A 17,221-nucleotide genomic window follows, 5' to 3' on the forward strand; every position below is an offset into this window, starting at 1 on the left:
CTGAGGATTGGTGCTCGCCGTCAGCGAACCAGCTGCACCGCCAGGAACACCACGACGAGCGCCAGCAGCGCCGTCAGGCGCGCCAGGTGCCCCGAACGGCGCCGCAGGGTGGTGGCATCCGCTCCGCTCCGGGCGGCTCGCTCGGCGGCCGGTCCGGCCACGAAGTCGTGGAGGGCCGTCAGCAGCATCATGACGAACACGGCCAGCAGCTTCGCCCCCATCACCCGCCCCCAGGGGCTGTCGAAGAAGGTGCCGTCCAGGACGCTGGCCAGCGTGGCGCCGCGGGCGGCCATCTGGATTGCGCCCGTCACCACGAGGATCCCCAGGGCGGTCCAGCCCACGTTCCGGAACCGGCGCCCCACGTCGGTGAAAAGGCGCGCCCGGACGTCTTCGGGATAACGCCGTGAGGCCGGCACCACCACGAGGCTGAGGAACAGGATGCCGCCCACCCAGACCATGGCGGCAAGGATGTGGATGTAGACGATCAGCTCGTACCCGGTCATCGGCGGCCTCCTCCTTGCCCAGGATGTCTCCGCCGGCGGCGGCCGTCACCGATGTAACGGTACCATGCCGGTCCGGTGGGGCTGTGACTGCTATCACAGCCTCGGCCGGCGCACCGGCGATACGCTGGCATCGACCCGCAGGCGCAGGGTCGCACTGCGAAGGAGGGGGTCTACGTGACCACGCGCAACGAAACGGTGGCGGCGCGGATCCGCGCCCACCACGACGCCATGGCCCGGGAGCTGGACGGGCGGCTGGACGCCCTGGTGGCGGCCGTCCGCCGGGGTGAGCCGTACCGTCCGGCCCTGGAGAACGTGCTGCAGTACGTCCGCCAGGAGATCCTGCCCCACGCTGCAGCCGAGGAGGAAACCCTCTACGCCGCCGCGTCCCGGCGAGAGGCGGGGCGCGCCCTGGTGAAGGGGCTGACGGCCGAGCACGGGACGATCCAGGAGACCCTGCGGCGGCTGGAGGGGGCCGGGGACGCCCTGGAGGCCGTCGCCCTGGCGTCCGCGCTGACGGCTCTCTTCATCAGCCACGCCGCGGAGGAGAACGACGCCCTGCTTCCCGTCTTGATGGAAGAACCGGCAGAGGACCTGGAGGCCCTGCTGGAAGGCATGCACGAGCGGCTGACGGGTAAAGCCCCGGAGGCCGGCGGGAAAGCGGGCACGAGCGGGGGAGCCGTCGCGGAGGAGGACGGTACGCCGGAGCTCGACGTTCGCGCCCTTCCACCCTTCCAGCGCCACCAGCTGATCTTTGCCACCTACGAGGCCATGCGGCCGGGCCAGGCCTTCATCCTGGTCAACGATCACGATCCCAAGCCGCTGTACTACCAGTTCGCTGCGGAGCATCCGGGTGCGTTCGAGTGGGAATACCTTGAGCAAGGTCCCGAAGCCTGGCGCGTGCGCATCGGCAAGGTGTGACCTGCCCGCGGCAGGTGCCGGCGGGGCGTGACCGGCGTCACGGCGGCCGGCGCCGGCCGGTTCTACCGTCAAGGTGGAGGTGAGACCCGTGATCTACGTGATCTGCGAGCCCTGCATCGGGGTGAAGGACAAGTCCTGCCAGGAAGTCTGTCCCGTCGACTGCATCTACGAGGGCGACGACCAGTTGTACATCAACCCTGAAGAGTGCATCGGCTGCAGCGCGTGCGCGGCCGTTTGCCCCGTGGAAGCCATCTACGACGAGGACGAGGTCCCCGAGCAGTGGAAGAGCTACATCGAGAAGAACCGCAAGTTCTTTGAGCAGTGACGGCCACCGTGGGGAGAGCAGGGGCGGGCGGTGTCACGGCTGAGGGCTGCGCCGGGTGCCGGTGGGTGCCCGGCGCTTGATGCTTGAGTCGAACCGGCCCGTGGTGCGCGCCCCGGGCTGAGCGCAGCCCATGGCACGCACCTCCGGCCGGGGCCCGCGAGCCGGCCGCCTGCGGTCAGGCGGCCGGCCCACGGGGGAGGACCGGCGCCGGGGGGATGACCGGCGCCGCCCCCAGCGCGAGGGCGGCCCGGGAGGAACACCGGCCGCCCCGTGCGGGCGGCGGCCGTCAGCGGACCCCGTCGGCCCCGGCCGGCTGCGGGACGCCCACCCCCAGGCGCTCGGCGACCCGGGTGGCCAGCTCGGCAAAGGCGGCGCCGGCGCCGGATTCCGGGGGAAAGAGGCCGTCCCGGCGCAGTCCGGGCGGCGGGGGTTCCATGGGGATCCGGGCCAGGACCTCCGTACCAAGGGCCGCCGCCACGGCATCCCCGCCGCCGCGTCCCAAGAGGTATTCCCGCTGCCCGCAGCCGCTGCACTGGCGGTAGGCCATGTTCTCCACCACGCCCATCACCCGGTGACCCATCTTCTGGGCCATGGACCCCGCCCGCTCGGCCACCCGGGCGGCGAAGGGGTCCGGGGTGGTCACGATCAGCACGTCCATGGGCGGGAACTGCTGCTGCACGTCCAGCGCCATGTCGCCCGTGCCCGGGGGCAGGTCCAGCACCACCACGTCCGGGTGGTTCCACACGGTGTCGAACAGGAACTGGCGGAGAGCCTTGCCCAGCATGGGCCCGCGCCACACCACCGGGCGGTTGTTCTGGACGAAGAACTCCATCGACATGACGTCGACGCCGTGGCCGTGACCGGGAATGACCTTGCGGTCGTCATCCAGGGCCGGCGCCCTTTCCAGGCCGATCAGGGCGGGGACGCTGAACCCGTAGATGTCGCAATCGAGGACGGCCACCTTCAGGCCGCGCCGCGCCAGGGCCACCGCCAGGTTGACGGTGACGCTGGATTTGCCCACGCCGCCCTTGCCGCTGGCCACGGCCACGACGCGCGCGCCCTGCAGGCCCTCGGGCAGTTTCCGGGCCGGGGCGTCGCCACCCCCCGGGGCGGGCGCGGCGCCGGGCACCGTCACCCCCCGGGCGCGGGGGCGCGGCCGCGGGACGATGCGCACCGACGCGACCCCCGGCATCGCCAGCACCGCCTGCCGCAGGCGCTCCTGGGCGTCGGCCGGCGGCGAGCCGCCGTCCCAGTTCTCATCGATCAGGATCGCCACGTGGGCCCGCTCGCCGTGCATCTCCACCAGCACGTCCTGGATGCGGCCGTCGGCCAGCGGATTGCTGCCGTCGGCCAGTCGCACCCGGACCAGCTGCTGCAACACGTCGCGCTTGTTCATGGGCCGGCTTCCTCCTGTTGTCAGGCCATTGGCTCCTGCCGGTTCCAGCGTACCGCGCGAGCCGGGCGCGGTCGGTGATGGGGGTCACAGGGGAAGCCGCTGAAGAGGTGGGGGGTGCCGGAGACGCGGTTCTCCCAGGCAGGGTGCCGGCGCGGCCGCGACAGGCGGTCGGGCCCGTCGCGCTGGCGGTGATCGCTGAGCCCGGCCCTGCCCCTTGGGGCGATTGGGGCCCCGTCCCGGTTGGTGACCGGGTCACCTGGCCGGGAGGGGCCCTGCCGGTCCCTGACCACCCGCTTTCGCCACCAGGGTGATGGTGGCTCCTACCGCCGGAAGGCGCGCCCCGGCTCCCACGGCGTGCCCAGCAGGGGCAGGAGCCAGCGATCCAGCCCGATCCATCCCGCCACCCGCCAGGCGAGCACCAGCGCGGTGGCGACGGCAAACATCACCGGGTTGGCGCTGGACGTGCCCGCCAGCATGAAGCTGAAGTTCATGAAGCTTCCGAAGAAGGCCGCGATCCCGGTGAGCATGCCGGTCAGCAGGGCGATGCCCACCAGCAGCTCTCCGTAAGCCACCAGCTTGGCCCACGTGGCGGCGTTGGGGAGCACCACGTCGCGCAGGAAACGGGCGTACCAGCCCGTCACTTCGGGATGTGGCCCCCCCGCGCGCTGCAAGGCGCCCTGGATGAAGCCTTGCAGGGCCGCGCCGGCCTGCGGACCAGTCCACGCCGGGTCCCCCACCTTGCCAAGGGCGGCCTGGAGCCACTGCCACCCGAGCCAGAGGCGCGGCAACAACCATACCCACCCAGCCCGTGGATTGGCCAGGAGCCAGCGTACGGGCGCAGGCTCGTGGATTTCCGGGAAGACGTCGCGGGCCACGGTCCCCCTCCTGTCCTTTCCGCCCCTGCGTCCTACGTTACTGTGCGCCACGGCGGCCCGTGGTACTCCCGCCGCCGGTCACCGGGGGCACGTGGGTTGACATTCCATGGCCCCATGATGCAGGACGAGGGGGAGAAAAGCAACGGAAAAAGGAGTACGCAGGCACCGGACGACGCCTGCCGGCGCAGAAGACCCCATCTTCCCGGCCACCCGTCACCACCGGGCCGGCGGACCGGGCGGGGTCCGGGGAGCGGCGGCGGGGGCCGCGGACGGGAGCCGGCGGCACAGGCCTTCCGCCGGCACCGACCGGTTCGGCGCAGGGCCCTCCACCGGGTGCGCCGGGGATCAACCGCCGCGAGCTTCTTTGGGAACCGGCGGCAGCCGGGGGAACGGGCCGCCCGTGACGGCAGTGGCGGCACAGCCCCTCGAGCACCAGTTCCTGGCCCGTAATCAGAAAGCCCGTCTGTTCCCGCACCTGGCGGACGATCTCGTCCAGCTCGGGCAGCGCCACGTCCTGCAACCGGTGGCAGCGCACACAGGCCAGGTGCGCGTGGGGTGCCGGATCCCCGTCGTAGCGGTCGGGCTCGCCCGGCATGACCACCCGCCGGGCAAGCCCCGCCTCGACCAGCGCGGCCAGGACCCGCCGGGTGGTGACGGGGCTCAAGGTCGGCAGGGAGGGCCGGAGGGTCGCGTGCACCTCGTCGGCCGTCGGATGGATCCCCGCCCGGGCTGCGCGCAGCAGGGCCTCGTAGACCGCCACGCGCTGGATGGTCGGGCGCTGGCCGGCCCGGCGCAGGTGGCGGGCCAGCTGCTGCCACGCTCGTTGTCGGGCCATGCAGGTTCCTCCCATCTCAATGGCCGGCGTGACGGGGGTGGGTCGCACCGGTCAGGGCGTGGAGCAGGCCGTTGAGGCGCTGCGCTTCCCGGGGGAAGTCGTGGCGCAGCAGGGACCAGGCCTGGGCTGCCATCATGCAGGCCCGCTCCGGTTCCCCGGCGGCGGCCAGCTCGCGCAAGGCCTGGACGAACAGGCGAACCAGGGGCGGGACCACGGGAGCCTCCCGGGAGGGCAGGGCCGGGCCGGTTGGCGCCCGCCCGCTACCCGCTTCAACCGCTGGAGCAGCCGGCCCCGCTGGCGCCCCGGGGCTGCCGGAGCGGGGGGTGGCGATCGACCGGCCCACGCCGGCCGCCGGGCGTCTGCCTTGTAGGGATGGCAGGATGGGCCGCCCGGCTCCGTCCCCTGGTTCCCGGCGGCTGCGGCCGGCGTCCTTGTGGCCGCCGGCGATGTCCTCTCGGGCCGCCTCGCTTCCCGGCGCCTCTGGGCCGTGTTCGGCCTGGCGGGGTTGCCACAGCACGGTCGTCTCCCCCCGTCCCGTTCCACCACAAGGCCCGGCGTCCTGTGGGGCCGTCCTCGCGCCCCGGTTTCCGCGTGCCCGGCTCGCGCCGGGTTTCCATAGCCTCCTGTGACCAGGGCCACGCTGCTACGGTGGCCACCGCGCCAGGTTGCCACGTTGCCGCTTGGCGGCCTCGCGACCTCGCGACGCCGCGACCTGGCTACCTGGCTGCGTGACGACCCGGCGACGTTCCCGCCCCCCGCTGGATGAGGAACCGGAAATACCGCCAGGGCCAGATGCGCCTTCGCTCGCGGAAGAGCAGCCGGTGCCCGTGGACTTCCAGCCAGGCCGGCAGTTCCCACCAGGAGATGGGATCGGAACTCAAGAGCTCCAGCACCTCGCCCGGCGCCATGCCGGCCAGGGCTTCTTCCACGTGGACGAACCCGGCACAACCGGCGCCGCGCCGGTCGAGACGCCGTACCGGGGCGGCCGCGGCCGCCCCGGGCAGGGAGGCGGCGGCTGGACGGCCCGCTTCACCCCGCCGGCGCAAGGCACGGCCCCGGCTCGTTCCAGCAGTTGGACCGGCCAGTTCCTCCAGATCGCACATCCCCTTGATCGGCGAGCAGGCGCGCCACAGGGGGCAGGTGATGAAGATGACGAAGAGGGCCGCCACCAGCCCCAGCTTGACCAGGGCCAGGCGCCCCACCCAGTTCCCGGGCCAGGCCAAGGGGTTCCACCCGGCATAGGCGGCCGCCTGGGCAAGGCCGGTCGCCAGCAGCAGGGGCAGGAAGACCCGGACCCGCTTGCGGAAGCGTTCCAGCTGGGTGGCCGAGGCGGCCACCGTGGCAAAGGCCAGCTCGTCCCGGGCGGCGGGCACGGCGACGAAGATGTTCCACACGGCCCCGCCCAGCCAGAGGCCGAAGGCCCCCAGGTGAAGGGGGCGCAGGACCCAGGCTGGCCACCAGGTGCCGAAGGTCAGGGCCGCGTCCAGAAGGCCCATGGCAACCAGGAGGGCGGTGGCGGACCAGAGGACGGCCAGCGCCTGGCGGCGTGCCGCCAGGGCCTCGCCGTCCGGCAGGCTTGACAGCGCCAGCGTGGCAGCGACCAGGCCGCCGTAGAGCGCGACGACGAGCAGCCAGAGCCCGACCCAACCGCGGGCGGCGGCCACCGGGCCGACCCAGGCGGCCCAGAACCCGCCGCCGGCCAGCGCCGCCACCAGTCCTCCCGCCATCAGCGGCCGGTAGTGGCGGGCCTGGGCGGCCGCCAGCCGGGCCACGGCGGCGGGCTGGGTGTCCCGGGGCACGACGAAGCGCGACCACCACATGGTGCCGCCGGCCAGAATGCCAAGCCCGACCAGGCCCGCCCAGCGCGGCACGACCAGCCAGGGCGGCATGCCCTGCATGCGCAGGGTCAGGTAAACACCGACCAGCGAGGCCAGGCTGATGACCGTCAGCGCCACCCGGGGAAGCAGGTAGCGGTTGACGTAGCGTCCCAGCAGGGAGTCGGCCGTCGCGGCATCTCCGGCCGCGCCGGGCGCAGCAGGCCCGGCCGGAACCGCCGGGAGGGACATGGGCGGAGCCGTCGATGAACCGGGTTGGGCGGCGGTGCTCGGGGACGGGACGCCACCCTTTCTGGCGGGGGACGGGCGACCTGCCGGGGCGGGTGCGGGCCCCCGGGCAAGCCGCTCAGGGCCGGCGATCTGCGTGGGGACCGGCATCATCCGTCACCTCCGTGTTCCCTTCGCTTCTACCCTGCCCCAAGGCGGACCGGCCGGGCTGTGACGGCCGTCACCGCCGGCGGTGGTCGCCGCCCGGCGGGGCGAGGGGCCGGGCCAGGTCAACCGGTCCCCCGGGCAAGGTCACCGGTCCCGCGGGCAAGGTCAACCGGTCCCGGCCCGCCGGGCGTGGCGCCTCGGAGCACGGCAAGGAGGCCCTCCGGCCACGGTCGCCGCGGCCCGCAGGCTGGGGGAGGGGTGGCGCCGCGGCCCGGGGCGGGATCTTTCGGCGGCTCCGGCCGCCACACCCAAAGGCGGGACCCGTGGTGGGGGACCGGCCGCCACACCCGGAGGCGGAACCCGTGGTGGGGAACTTGCTGCAGGTCCCGAGGCGGGATCCGCGGGAGGACCGGCCGTAGGCCATGGCCCCACGGCCGCGTTGCCTCGCGGCCCGGTGACGGGCGTCACAGCCGGTGCCCCTGCGATCGGGCACCATGCCCCTGAGGGACGTTCCGAGGACACGTGGAGGTGGGAGCATGTTCTTCCGCAGGGGCAAGGGTGCCGGCCGGGCCGGACCTGCCGGGGAACGCCCAGGGGCGGCGGGCGGCACGGAGGCTTCGCCGAACGGGCAGGCTGCGCCGGGCGGGATCGCGCGCGAGGGCCTGCGGTTGCCGCCCTCTCCGGCCGAACCGGCGCTTCAGCTGGACAACCGCGGGCTGCAGCCGCCCGAACCCATGGTGCGGATCCTGTCCGCTCTGGACCGCCTGGAGCCCGGCCAGGTGCTGCAGGCCCACAACGACCGCAAGCCCATGTTCCTCCTGCCCCACCTGGACGAGCGCGGTTTCGAATACGCCATGGCAGAACAGGACGACGGATCGGTGATCATCCGCATCTGGCGGGCCGGCGCGGCACCGGGTCCGCAGGATGCGGCCGCCCTGCCGGCGGGGAGCGAGCCGCCCGCCCAGGAGGTGCCGGGTTCGGCCGAACCGGCTGACCCTGCCGGACAGCCCGCAGCGGGCGGCAAGGAGCAGGATCCCGGGACGTCGGCGGCTGGCGCGGGCGTGGAGCCGCTGGTCATGGACGTCCGGCCCTATTTCGCCCGCCGTCAGGAGCCCTTCCGGGACATCATGGCCAACGTGGCACGCCTCAAGCCGGGCCAGCCCTTCGTGCTGATCGTCGGGTTCGAGCCCGTGCCCCTCTACTGGGTGATGAAGCGCAAGGGGTTCGAGCACCGGGCGGAGCGGCAACCGGACGGGGCCTGGCGGGTCACCTTCTGGCGGCCGGAATAGGCGGCGGGAGGCTGGCGGGGTCGCTCCCAGGCGGCGCGAGCACCACGCGGGCCGGGCCCCCGAAGACCCGGCCCGCGTTTTCGAATTGCCGGGGGCGCCGCCGAAGGCGGGTTCGGCCGGCCGGCGGGGCGCGGTCTGGGCACTGTCCGAGCAGCCGAGCAGCCTGCTCTGGCGACCCGGCAGGCCGCCACGGTGCCCGGGTGCCGAATCCGGGATCCCGTCCCGGTCACCGGCCGCCACCGGCAGCGGCTAGCCTTCGATCAAGCCGAAGAACCGCTTGGCCCGGTCGCTCATCAGGTCGGGCGTCCACGGCGGCGACCAGACCACCTGGACGTCGACCTCCTTGACCCCGGGGACCGCCAGCGCCCGTTCCCGCGTGCCTTCCTGCAGGTAGTTGGTGGCCGGGCAGCCCGGGGTGGTCATGGTCATCACGATGTGGACCTTGCCGTCTTCCACGGTAATGCCGTAGATCAGACCCAGGTCGACGATGTTGAACCCCAGTTCGGGGTCGATGACGTCCATCAAGGCTTCGCGGATGTCGTCCTCCGTCACCATGGGCTCCGCCACACCCTTCACCTCCCTTGCACGGCGCCCTCACCGGGACGAACCGGCGACAGGCTGCCGCTTCCCCCTGGTGGAACCCGGCCCGCGGCGCCGGCCCGCCCGCGCTGCCCGAGCCAGGGGGGTGGCACCGGCGCGGCCTGCGGCTTGGGGTCGGCCCGGCGCGCCCGCCAGAGCTCCAGGGCGATGGCCAGCGTGCTCACCAGGGTCAGGCCGGTCATGGCCCGCCAGAGACCGGCCCAGCCGGCCAGGGCCGCCGCGGTGGCCGCGGCCACCGCCGCAAAGTAAAGCCAGAACCAGGGCCGGGCGCGGTCCTCGTTGACCAGGTCCTGCACCCGGACGGCCGGGCCGCGCCCGAGGCGGGGCCCGAACCTCTCCAGCCAGGTGAGGAACGGAACGATCTTGTAGAGCTGGGTGAGCCCCAGGCCGGAGAGCCAGCCGAAGAGCAACAGGTACACCAGTGCCGGGGCCAGGCCGGCCAGCCGGCCCAGCACGGCGCCGGCGGCCATCAACACCACACCCGCAGCCAGCGCCCCGAAGGCGATGGGGGCGTACCGGGCGTTGAGTTCCAGCGCCTGCCGCCGGCGCTGCCGGTACAGGCGCCGCATGTCCCACAGGTAGAGCAGCACCCCCGCGCCGGCGGCGACCCAGCCGGTGGTGGCCAGGCCTGCCAGTCCGGTTGCCAGCGCATCCGTCCCTGGGAGACCTGGGGCGCCGGGCGCCGGGATGCCGGCGCCCGCCGGATCCGGCGTCCCGGCCCCCGCCGGGCCGGTGGCGCCGGCTCCGGCCCGCAGCAACGATGCCAGGCCGCCCAGCCAGGCGACGGCCAGGCCCGCGCCGGCCAGGCGCAGGACCCAGCGCCCCACGGGGCCGCGTTCTTCCGGCGCCAGGGTGAACATGCTGAGCAGCTTGTAGGCGACGCCCATGGCCGTCAGGGTGAACCAGCCGCCAAGGCCCGCCGCCATGTGCAGGGGGAGCCCGCGGGCCAGCAGCTGGGCCGCAAGAGCGGGCGACAAGTGGCGGCCGGCGACGTCCGGAAGGGCCAGGACCAGAGCCAGGCTGACCCCCAGCCCGCCCGTCAGGAGGAGAAAGGCGAGGCCCACCGCCACGAAGCGCGCCGGCAGGACCAGGGGCCGGGCCCGCCAGAGGCCGATGGCCAGGTTGACGGCGGCGACGGTGAAGCCGGCCAGCACCAGGGTGCCCCCCGCGGGCAACGCCGCCACCAGGAGCCCGCCGCGCAGGGCTGGCGCAGGCGCCGCCACGGCCAGTGACCCGCCGGCCGGGCCCGGGTCCGAAGCCGGGCTGCCGGCCAGCGGGCCGCCCGGCAACGCCAAAAAGCCCAGCACCATGCCCGCCAGGCCGGTCAGGATGAGGCCCAAAGCCCAGGCCGCCGCGGTGTCGCTGGCCAGGGAGCGCTCGGTGATGACGGGCACGAACTGCTGCAGGGCGCCCAGGATCAAAAGGCTCAGCCAGCCGATGGTCAGGAGGTGGACCACGGCCAGGGTGGACGGAGCCCCGAGGCCTGCCTCCGGGTAGGCCCAGCCAACGGCCAGGACCCCCTGGGCGACGGCGAAGCAGGCCAGGGCGGCGGTGAAATAGGGGAGGGTCCAGCGGGAGACGCGCACGCCCATGGGAATTGCCTCCCTTTCCTGCCTGGTGCGCCGGGTGCGGGCGTAGCGGCCCGGCGGCACCAGGACCGTCCCGGTGCGGTGTCGCCTTTAGACTAGGGGATCGCCCGGGGCCGGTGCCGTGATGGCCGTCACAAGGGGACATGCTGCCGCAGGGAGCCTGGACCGGGCCGTACGGAGCCCCGCCGGGGCAAGGCCCGGTGGGTCTCGGCTGCGGGGTCTGGCGGCGGCGCGGGCTGCGGCGCGCCGGCCGGTCAGCTGCCGGGCGGGTCTTCCTCGTCCGGGGCGTCCTCCAGGGGGCCCCAACGCAGGGCATCGAGCTCTTCCACCACGCCGTTCTCCCAGCGGACGACCACCACGGGCATCAGGCAGGCGGGGTTGGTGCGGACCGCCAGCACCAGACCGCGGAGAGGCAGCTCGGGGTGGGAAACGACCTGACCGGGCCGGATTCGCATGGGCACTCCTTCCCGGGGCGGGGCATGGCCGGTGGCGAGGGCAGACCCGTCCGGTGATGCGGGCATCTTGCCGGTCAAGCCCCGGCCCCTTGCCGTATACGTTTAATGTATAAGAAACGAACCCGGCTGTGCGGGACCGAGTCCGCAGCCGGTGCCGGCGGCGGGGCTGACGGGGCGCGGCCCGGGGCACGCCGTGGGGAGGGAGCCGCCCGTGAGCTGGATCGGCCGCATGATGGGCCACGCCGGGGAAGCCGACCTGGAGCGGGTTCAACAGGAATACCGCGTCCTCCTGGCGGAAGGGGAGCGGATCGAGGCCGCGTACCAGGTGATCCGCGACCTCTTCATCTTCACGAACAAGCGCCTCATCCTGGTCGACAAGCAGGGACTGACCGGCAAGAAGGTGGAGTACCTGTCCATCCCGTACCGCAGCATCAACCGGTTCGCCGTCGAGACGGCGGGCCACCTGGATCTGGAGGCCGAGCTGAAGATCTGGCTGGCGGGTAGCCGGGAGCCGCTGGTCAAGACCTTCCACCGCGACCTGGACATCTACTACGTGCAGCGGCTGCTGGCGACCTACGTCCTTCGGTGAAGGGCGCCCCGAATGACGAAAAGCGGCTGTGCATCATGCTGCTCTACCCTCCACCGGCGGCGCCGCATGCGAAGGGTTATTGGCATGGGGGGATGCGTATGCAAGCAAGGGTTCCCGAAGGGGGTGCCGCCGGGACGGCTCGGGTGGTGCCCCGGACCGAACAGGCCGCGGCCGCCGGCGGCCCGTCTCCTTTGGCATAACGGAAGAAGCTGATGCTCAACGTTACTACCGACGGGCCGTAGTGGACGGCATACGCTTTGGCACACCGCCCCGCCTCTTGGCTACTGCGGCGGCTTTGGCGGCGGAGAAGTGATAAATCGCGGATTCGGTCAAAGAAGAGATGACAACGGGGGCAGCGAGGGGCGTGGCTGCGGCACTGGGTCCGGACGAAGTTCACGTGTGGATGGTGAAGTTGGACGCGATGGAGTTAGAGTGGGAGGCCGCTTTCCAACTAATCGACCCCGCAGAGCGTGCGCGAGTGTTGAGCTTTCGACGCATTCAAGACCGGTGACGCTACGTGGTGGCGCACGCCGCACTACGGTGCATCCTGGCCAGCGGCACGGTTTCACCTCGGTGGTGGCCGACTATTCTTCCCGGCCCTTCGCCCAAAACGTCGAGCTCACTCGCAAGGTCGTGGAGGCTGCCCACGCGGCCGGCGTGGCCGTGGAGGGGGAGCTCGGCTACGTCCCCCCCACCGGCGAGCAGGCACCGCCAGCCTCGACAGGGGACGGCACAACCGGGGGGGATACCCGGGACTCCTTCACCCGCCCCGATGAGGGCCGAGTCCGTCGTCGCCCGTACAGGCGTGGACAGCCTTGCGGTATCGATCGGGACGGTACACGGGGCATACCGCGGTGAACCCCAATTGGACATGGAGCGATTGGAAGCGATCCGGTGCCGGGTTCCGGTACCGCTGGTCCTGCACGGTGGGTCGGGAGTACCGGGGGACTTGCTCCGGGAGGCCATCGCCCGGGGCATTACCAAGATCAACTTCGCAACGGAGTTGAAACACGCTTGGAGTCATACCGTGCGCTCCGCCCTCGCCGGCGCAGCGGCATCGGACCCCAGGCACGTGTCACGGGCGGGGCTTGAGGCCCTCAAGGTCGCCGCGGCGGGAAAGATCCGGCTCTGCGGAGCGAGGGGGCGGGCCTGAGCGATGGACCCGCGTACGGCGCGTGTACGAGCGCCCCGGCGGCATGGCGGTGAACGTAGCCAGGGTCCTCGGCCAGTTGGGGGTGCGTACGACGGTTGCAGGATTCGTCGGGGGCACGACGGGCCGCCGGATCGATGCAGCGCTGACGGCGTCCGGCTATGAGACGCGCTGGGTATGGATCGACGGCGAGACCCGGCGTTGCGTCGCAAATCCCGTGGGCGCCGGCGATGCCGTGGTGGCCGCCCTCGTGGACGCGAGCCTGCGAGGGTGGTCCTGGCCGGAACGATTGTCTCATGCGGCGGCGGCCACGGGCGCTGTCGTGGCGGCTCCCGTGGCCGGGGAGATCGACGCCGGCGTCTACGGGGAGCTACGCGGGCGCGTACGCCTTAAGAAAATTCGTCGGCCGTGGGCCCAGGAAGGAATTTGTTGTTAAGTCGCGAAGACAACGAAACCGAACCACGGCACCGTGGCTGGGGGAGAAGACACGGGGCGGGGAGCGGCCGACGTTGCTCTCCGTATCGCCGCACAGTCACTGCAGTTCCCAGGTCGTCGCTACATCTCTGGAGGGTCCAACCTTGTCCCGTCCCCAGTGCCCCGTTTGGGCGTGCAAGGCGCCGCTCCCCGCATGCCCGGAAGAATCGCGATAGGGGGAGTGTCATGATTACACCGCCTTTCGACTACGTCGCACCGCGTACGGTGGCCGAGGCGGTGCAACTGTTGCGCAAGCACGGTTACGAGGCCAAGGTGCTGGCGGGCGGCCAGAGCCTCATCCCCATGCTGCGCTTCCGGCTGCTGGAGCCCGCCCTGCTGGTGGACATCAACCGCATCGAGGACCTGGCGTACCTCCGCGAGGAGGACGGGTTCCTCCGCATCGGCGCCCTGACCCGGCACGCCGACGTAGAAAACGCGCCCGGCCTCGAAAAGCGCTACCCGCTGCTGGTCGCCACGGCGCGGGTCGTCGCCGATCCCCTGGTGCGAAACCGCGGGACCGTGGCCGGCTCCCTGGTCCACGCGGACCCTGCCGGCGACTGGGGTGCGGCCATGCTGGCCGCCGGGGCGCAGGTGGTGGTGACGGGGCCGGACGGTTCCCGCACCCTGTCCATCGACGAATTCCTGGTGGACACCTTCACGACGGCGATGGGCGAGGACGAGCTGCTCACCGAGGTGCGGGTGCCCATCCCGCCGGAGCGGTCGGGTGGCGCCTACCTGAAGCTGGAGCGCAAGCTGGGGGACTTCGCCATCGCCGCGGTGGGCGTGCAGGTCACCCTCAACGCGGCGGGCGAATGCACGCGTGCCGGCATCGGCCTGTGCGCGGTGGGGCCCATCTCCCTGCGGGCCAGCAGGGCGGAGGAATACCTGGTGGGCAAGCCCCTGACGGCGGACACCATCGCCGAGGCCGCCCGGCTGGCCGCGGAGCAGGCCGAGCCCACTTCCGACCAGCGCGGGCCGGAGGAATACAAGCGTGACATGGTGCGGGTGCTGACCCAGCGGGCCCTGCAGGAGGCCGCCGAGCGGGCCCGGGCCGCGTGAGGAGGTGTCGCCGTTGGAGACGATCCGGAAGCGCATGAAGGTGACCGTCAACGGGGTGACGTACGAGCGCGAAGTGGAGCCGCGCCGCCTGCTGGCATACTTCCTCCGTGAAGAACTGGGCCTGACGGGGACGCACATCGGTTGTGACACGACCAGTTGCGGCGCGTGTACCGTGATCCTGGACGGGCGGCCCGTCAAGTCGTGCACGGTGTTCGCCGTGCAGGCGGACGGCAGCGAGATCATGACGGTGGAGGGCCTGGCCCAGGACGGCCAGCTCCACCCGCTGCAGAAGGGCTTCTGGGATCAGCACGGGCTCCAGTGCGGCTACTGCACGCCGGGCATGCTGATGACCGCCTACGCCCTGCTGCAGCGCAATCCGAACCCGACGGAGGAAGAGATCCGGTTCGCCATCTCCGGCAACCTGTGCCGGTGCACCGGGTACCAGAACATCGTCAAGGCCGTCCAGCAGGCCGCGGCGGAGCTCCGGGGGGAGACCCCGGCCGCTGCAGCTGGCGAGGACGTGGCTGTCGCCGCGGAGCCGCAGGCGCGAGGGGGGAACTGACCGATGGCGGTTGCCGAGCGCGTTCTTGGCCAGCCCGTAAAGCGGAAGGAGGACCCGCGCTTCATCCAGGGCGCCGGCCGCTATCTGGACGACATCGTGCTCCCGCGCATGCTCTACATGGCGATCGTGCGCAGCCCCTACGCCCACGCGCGGGTCAAGGCGGTCCCCAAGGAAGCGGCGCTGTCCGTTCCCGGGGTCGTCGCCGTGATCACCGGGGAGGACCTGGAGAAGGCCGGCCTGGCCTGGATGCCCACGCTGGCCGGCGACAAGCAGATGGTCCTGGCAGTGGGCAAGGTGCTCTTCCAGGGCCAGGAGGTGGCGGCCGTGGTCGCCGAGACCCGCGAGGCGGCCTTCGACGGCGCCCATGCCCTGGCGCAGGTGGTGGAATACGAGCCGCTGCCGGTGGTGGTCGACCCGTTCAAGGCCCTGGAGCCCGACGCGCCCATCCTGCGGGAGGACCGGGAGCAGAAGACCAACCATATCTGGCACTGGGAGGTCGGCGACCGTGACCGCACGGAACGCGCCTTCGCCGAGGCGGAGGTGGTGGTGCGGCAGGAGGTCTCCTACCCGCGTGTGCACCCCGCGCCGCTGGAGCCTTGCGGCTGCATCGCCGACTACAACAAGGCCACGGAGCGGCTGACCTTCTACGTCACCTCCCAGGCGCCCCATGCCCATCGCACGCTGCTGGCGCTGGTCTCCGGGTTGCCCGAGCACAAGATCCGGGTGATCTCGCCGGACGTGGGCGGCGGCTTTGGGAACAAGGTGCCGGTGTACTCCGGATACGTCTGCGCGGTGGTGGCCTCGTTGCAGCTGGGCCGGCCGGTCAAGTGGGTGGAGACGCGGACGGAGAACCTCCAGAGCACCCACTTCGCCCGCGACTTCCACATGACGTGCGAGATCGCCGCCGACCGCGACGGCAGGGTGAAGGCGCTGCGGGTCAAGACCATCGCCGACCACGGCGCCTTCGACGCCGCGGCCAACCCGTCCAAGTTCCCATCCGGTCTCTTCAGCATCGTGACCGGGTCCTACGACTTCCCGACTGCCTTCGTCGAGGTGGACGCGGTCTACACCAACAAGGCGCCCGGCGGTGTCGCCTACCGCTGCTCCTTCCGGGTGACCGAGGCTTCGTACCTGATCGAGCGGACCATGGATGTCCTGGCCGACGAGCTGGGGATGGACCCGGTGGAGCTGCGCCTGAAGAACTTCATCCCGCCGGAGAAGTTCCCATACCCGTCGCCGCTGGGGTGGACCTATGACAGCGGCAACTACGCCGAGACGCTCAAGAAGGCGATGGACATCATCGGGTACTGGGATCTCCGCAAGGAGCAGGAAGAGAAGCGGAAGCGCGGCGAGCTGATGGGCATCGGCGTATCCACCTTTACGGAGATCGTCGGTGCCGGGCCGGCCCATACCTTCGACATCGCCGGCATCAAGATGTTCGACTCCTGTGAGATCCGCGTGCACCCCACGGGCAAGGTGCTGGTGCGGACCGGCGTGCGGCACCAGGGCCAGGGCCACGAGACCACCTTCGCCCAGATCGTCGCGGACGAACTGGGGATCCCCGTGGACGACGTCCTGGTGGAAGAAGGCGACACCGATACGGCACCTTACGGCCTGGGCACCTACGCGAGCCGCAGCACGCCGACGGCCGGCGCTGCCACGGCCATGGCGGCACGCCGCGTGCGGGACAAGGCACGGAAGATCGCCGCCCACCTGCTGGAGGCGTCCGAGGAGGACGTGGTCTGGGAGAACGGCCGCTTCCACGTGGCCGGCGCGCCCGGGCGGTCGGTGAGCTTCCAGGAGGTGGCCTTCGCCGCTTACACCGACCCGCCCGAGGGCGTGGAGCCCGGTCTCGAAGCCGTCTACTACTACAACCCGCCCAACCTGACGTTCCCCAACGGCGCGTACATCTGCGTCGTTGACATCGACAAGGGCACCGGGCAGGTCAAGGTGCGCCGCTTCGTGGCGGTCGATGACTGTGGCACGGTCATCAACCCGATGGTGGTGGAAGGGCAGGTCCACGGCGGGCTGACCGAGGGCTTCGGCATCGCGTTCATGCAGGAGATCGTCTACGACGAGAACGGCAACAACCTGTCCAGCGATTTCTCCACCTACCTGCTGCCCACGGCCATGGAGACCCCCAAGTGGGAGACGGACCGCACGGTGACGCCGTCGCCCCACCATCCCATCGGCGCCAAGGGCGTCGGCGAGTCGCCCAACGTCGGCTCTCCGGCCGCCTTCGTCAACGCGGTGGTAGACGCCCTCTCCCACCTGGGCGTGCGCCACATCGACATGCCCATCACGCCGTGGAAGATCTGGAAGATCCTGCGCGAGCACGGGATCGAGTGAGGCGGGTTCGCGGAGGGCCGCCGGCAGGCCGGCCGGCGGCCCT

19 protein-coding genes are annotated in these 17,221 nt (G+C 71.9%); 10 read left to right on the forward strand and 9 right to left on the reverse strand.

What is annotated here, in order from left to right:
* Positions 1–20: 20 nt before the first annotated feature.
* Entirely contained in the window at positions 21–503 is a 483-nt protein-coding gene (locus ACZ5T9_RS06285; RefSeq protein ID WP_464832247.1) for a DUF4149 domain-containing protein, read from the reverse strand.
* Between the two features lie 174 nt (positions 504–677).
* On the opposite strand from ACZ5T9_RS06285, the gene ACZ5T9_RS06290 reads away from it, so the two are divergent.
* Both ACZ5T9_RS06290 and ACZ5T9_RS06295 read left to right on the forward strand, forming a co-directional pair.
* The gene (locus tag ACZ5T9_RS06290; RefSeq protein ID WP_464832248.1) at positions 678–1,421 is read left to right on the forward strand and encodes a DUF2249 domain-containing protein; all 744 of its coding nucleotides are present in this window, start codon (positions 678–680) and stop codon (positions 1,419–1,421) included.
* Between the two features lie 88 nt (positions 1,422–1,509).
* On the forward strand, positions 1,510–1,746 hold the full coding sequence (locus tag ACZ5T9_RS06295) for a ferredoxin (protein ID WP_006903600.1): 237 nt from the start codon (positions 1,510–1,512) through the stop codon (positions 1,744–1,746).
* A 286-nt stretch (positions 1,747–2,032) separates the two neighbouring features.
* Here the strand turns inward: ACZ5T9_RS06295 and ACZ5T9_RS06300 are convergent, their stop codons facing one another.
* From ACZ5T9_RS06300 to ACZ5T9_RS06320, 5 genes are all read right to left on the reverse strand, one after another.
* On the reverse strand, positions 2,033–3,142 hold the full coding sequence (locus ACZ5T9_RS06300; protein WP_464832249.1) for an Mrp/NBP35 family ATP-binding protein: 1,110 nt from the start codon (positions 3,140–3,142) through the stop codon (positions 2,033–2,035).
* A gap of 320 nt (positions 3,143–3,462) precedes the next feature.
* Positions 3,463–4,017, reverse strand: coding sequence for a TQO small subunit DoxD (locus tag ACZ5T9_RS06305; RefSeq protein ID WP_464832250.1), 555 nt, complete (start codon positions 4,015–4,017; stop codon positions 3,463–3,465).
* Positions 4,018–4,054: 37 nt separating this feature from the next.
* Complete coding sequence (locus ACZ5T9_RS06310) at positions 4,055–4,852, reverse strand: Fur family transcriptional regulator (RefSeq protein ID WP_464832251.1); 798 nt, start codon at positions 4,850–4,852, stop codon at positions 4,055–4,057.
* Between the two features lie 16 nt (positions 4,853–4,868).
* The gene (locus ACZ5T9_RS06315; RefSeq protein WP_464832252.1) at positions 4,869–5,066 is read right to left on the reverse strand and encodes a hypothetical protein; all 198 of its coding nucleotides are present in this window, start codon (positions 5,064–5,066) and stop codon (positions 4,869–4,871) included.
* A 502-nt stretch (positions 5,067–5,568) separates the two neighbouring features.
* Positions 5,569–6,918: a sulfurtransferase TusA family protein gene (locus ACZ5T9_RS06320; RefSeq protein WP_464832253.1), complete on the reverse strand. Its 1,350-nt coding sequence runs from the start codon at positions 6,916–6,918 to the stop codon at positions 5,569–5,571.
* A 680-nt stretch (positions 6,919–7,598) separates the two neighbouring features.
* Between ACZ5T9_RS06320 and ACZ5T9_RS06325 the strand changes: the two genes are divergently transcribed.
* Positions 7,599–8,351, forward strand: a complete 753-nt coding sequence (locus ACZ5T9_RS06325) for a DUF2249 domain-containing protein (protein ID WP_006903606.1) — start codon at positions 7,599–7,601, stop codon at positions 8,349–8,351.
* Between the two features lie 249 nt (positions 8,352–8,600).
* Here the strand turns inward: ACZ5T9_RS06325 and ACZ5T9_RS06330 are convergent, their stop codons facing one another.
* The 3 genes from ACZ5T9_RS06330 to ACZ5T9_RS06340 form a co-directional block, all read right to left on the reverse strand.
* Positions 8,601–8,918, reverse strand: coding sequence for a metal-sulfur cluster assembly factor (locus ACZ5T9_RS06330; protein ID WP_006903607.1), 318 nt, complete (start codon positions 8,916–8,918; stop codon positions 8,601–8,603).
* A 5-nt stretch (positions 8,919–8,923) separates the two neighbouring features.
* A complete protein-coding gene (locus tag ACZ5T9_RS06335; protein WP_464832254.1) occupies positions 8,924–10,543 on the reverse strand; it encodes a hypothetical protein in 1,620 nt (539 codons plus the stop codon).
* A 251-nt stretch (positions 10,544–10,794) separates the two neighbouring features.
* Complete coding sequence (locus tag ACZ5T9_RS06340; RefSeq protein ID WP_464832255.1) at positions 10,795–10,995, reverse strand: hypothetical protein; 201 nt, start codon at positions 10,993–10,995, stop codon at positions 10,795–10,797.
* A gap of 211 nt (positions 10,996–11,206) precedes the next feature.
* Here ACZ5T9_RS06340 and ACZ5T9_RS06345 point away from each other — a divergent pair, with 211 nt between their 5' ends.
* From ACZ5T9_RS06345 to ACZ5T9_RS06375, 7 genes are all read left to right on the forward strand, one after another.
* Entirely contained in the window at positions 11,207–11,584 is a 378-nt protein-coding gene (locus tag ACZ5T9_RS06345) for a PH domain-containing protein (RefSeq protein WP_006903610.1), read from the forward strand.
* A 576-nt stretch (positions 11,585–12,160) separates the two neighbouring features.
* Positions 12,161–12,442 carry a class II fructose-bisphosphate aldolase gene (locus tag ACZ5T9_RS06350; RefSeq protein WP_464834405.1) on the forward strand — a complete coding sequence of 94 codons (282 nt, stop codon included), beginning with the start codon at positions 12,161–12,163 and terminating at the stop codon, positions 12,440–12,442.
* Entirely contained in the window at positions 12,357–12,737 is a 381-nt protein-coding gene (locus ACZ5T9_RS06355) for a class II fructose-bisphosphate aldolase (protein ID WP_464832256.1), read from the forward strand. The genes ACZ5T9_RS06350 and ACZ5T9_RS06355 overlap by 86 nt, the downstream gene beginning before the upstream one ends.
* A 43-nt stretch (positions 12,738–12,780) precedes the next feature.
* Entirely contained in the window at positions 12,781–13,170 is a 390-nt protein-coding gene (locus ACZ5T9_RS06360; RefSeq protein WP_464832257.1) for a PfkB family carbohydrate kinase, read from the forward strand.
* 224 nt (positions 13,171–13,394) lie between these two features.
* Positions 13,395–14,267: an FAD binding domain-containing protein gene (locus ACZ5T9_RS06365; protein WP_006903627.1), complete on the forward strand. Its 873-nt coding sequence runs from the start codon at positions 13,395–13,397 to the stop codon at positions 14,265–14,267.
* Positions 14,268–14,301: 34 nt separating this feature from the next.
* Positions 14,302–14,829, forward strand: a complete 528-nt coding sequence (locus ACZ5T9_RS06370) for a (2Fe-2S)-binding protein (RefSeq protein ID WP_464834406.1) — start codon at positions 14,302–14,304, stop codon at positions 14,827–14,829.
* Between the two features lie 3 nt (positions 14,830–14,832).
* The gene (locus tag ACZ5T9_RS06375) at positions 14,833–17,178 is read left to right on the forward strand and encodes an aerobic carbon-monoxide dehydrogenase large subunit (protein WP_464832258.1); all 2,346 of its coding nucleotides are present in this window, start codon (positions 14,833–14,835) and stop codon (positions 17,176–17,178) included.
* Positions 17,179–17,221: the final 43 nt, after the last annotated feature.

It is taken from the genome of Thermaerobacter nagasakiensis, from assembly GCF_055396825.1.

Coding starts and splice junctions, on each gene's coding strand:
- ACZ5T9_RS06310 (WP_464832251.1), bottom strand. CDS start 4,852: ATGGCCCGACAACGAGCGTGGCAGCAGCTGGCCCGCCACCTGCGCCGG.
- ACZ5T9_RS06335 (WP_464832254.1), bottom strand. CDS start 10,543: ATGGGCGTGCGCGTCTCCCGCTGGACCCTCCCCTATTTCACCGCCGCC.
- ACZ5T9_RS06355 (WP_464832256.1), top strand. CDS start 12,357: ATGAGGGCCGAGTCCGTCGTCGCCCGTACAGGCGTGGACAGCCTTGCG.
- ACZ5T9_RS06285 (WP_464832247.1), bottom strand. CDS start 503: ATGACCGGGTACGAGCTGATCGTCTACATCCACATCCTTGCCGCCATG.
- ACZ5T9_RS06360 (WP_464832257.1), top strand. CDS start 12,781: ATGGCGGTGAACGTAGCCAGGGTCCTCGGCCAGTTGGGGGTGCGTACG.
- ACZ5T9_RS06370 (WP_464834406.1), top strand. CDS start 14,302: ATGAAGGTGACCGTCAACGGGGTGACGTACGAGCGCGAAGTGGAGCCG.
- ACZ5T9_RS06325 (WP_006903606.1), top strand. CDS start 7,599: ATGTTCTTCCGCAGGGGCAAGGGTGCCGGCCGGGCCGGACCTGCCGGG.
- ACZ5T9_RS06375 (WP_464832258.1), top strand. CDS start 14,833: ATGGCGGTTGCCGAGCGCGTTCTTGGCCAGCCCGTAAAGCGGAAGGAG.
- ACZ5T9_RS06340 (WP_464832255.1), bottom strand. CDS start 10,995: ATGCGAATCCGGCCCGGTCAGGTCGTTTCCCACCCCGAGCTGCCTCTC.
- ACZ5T9_RS06300 (WP_464832249.1), bottom strand. CDS start 3,142: ATGAACAAGCGCGACGTGTTGCAGCAGCTGGTCCGGGTGCGACTGGCC.
- ACZ5T9_RS06365 (WP_006903627.1), top strand. CDS start 13,395: ATGATTACACCGCCTTTCGACTACGTCGCACCGCGTACGGTGGCCGAG.
- ACZ5T9_RS06320 (WP_464832253.1), bottom strand. CDS start 6,918: ATGTCCCTCCCGGCGGTTCCGGCCGGGCCTGCTGCGCCCGGCGCGGCC.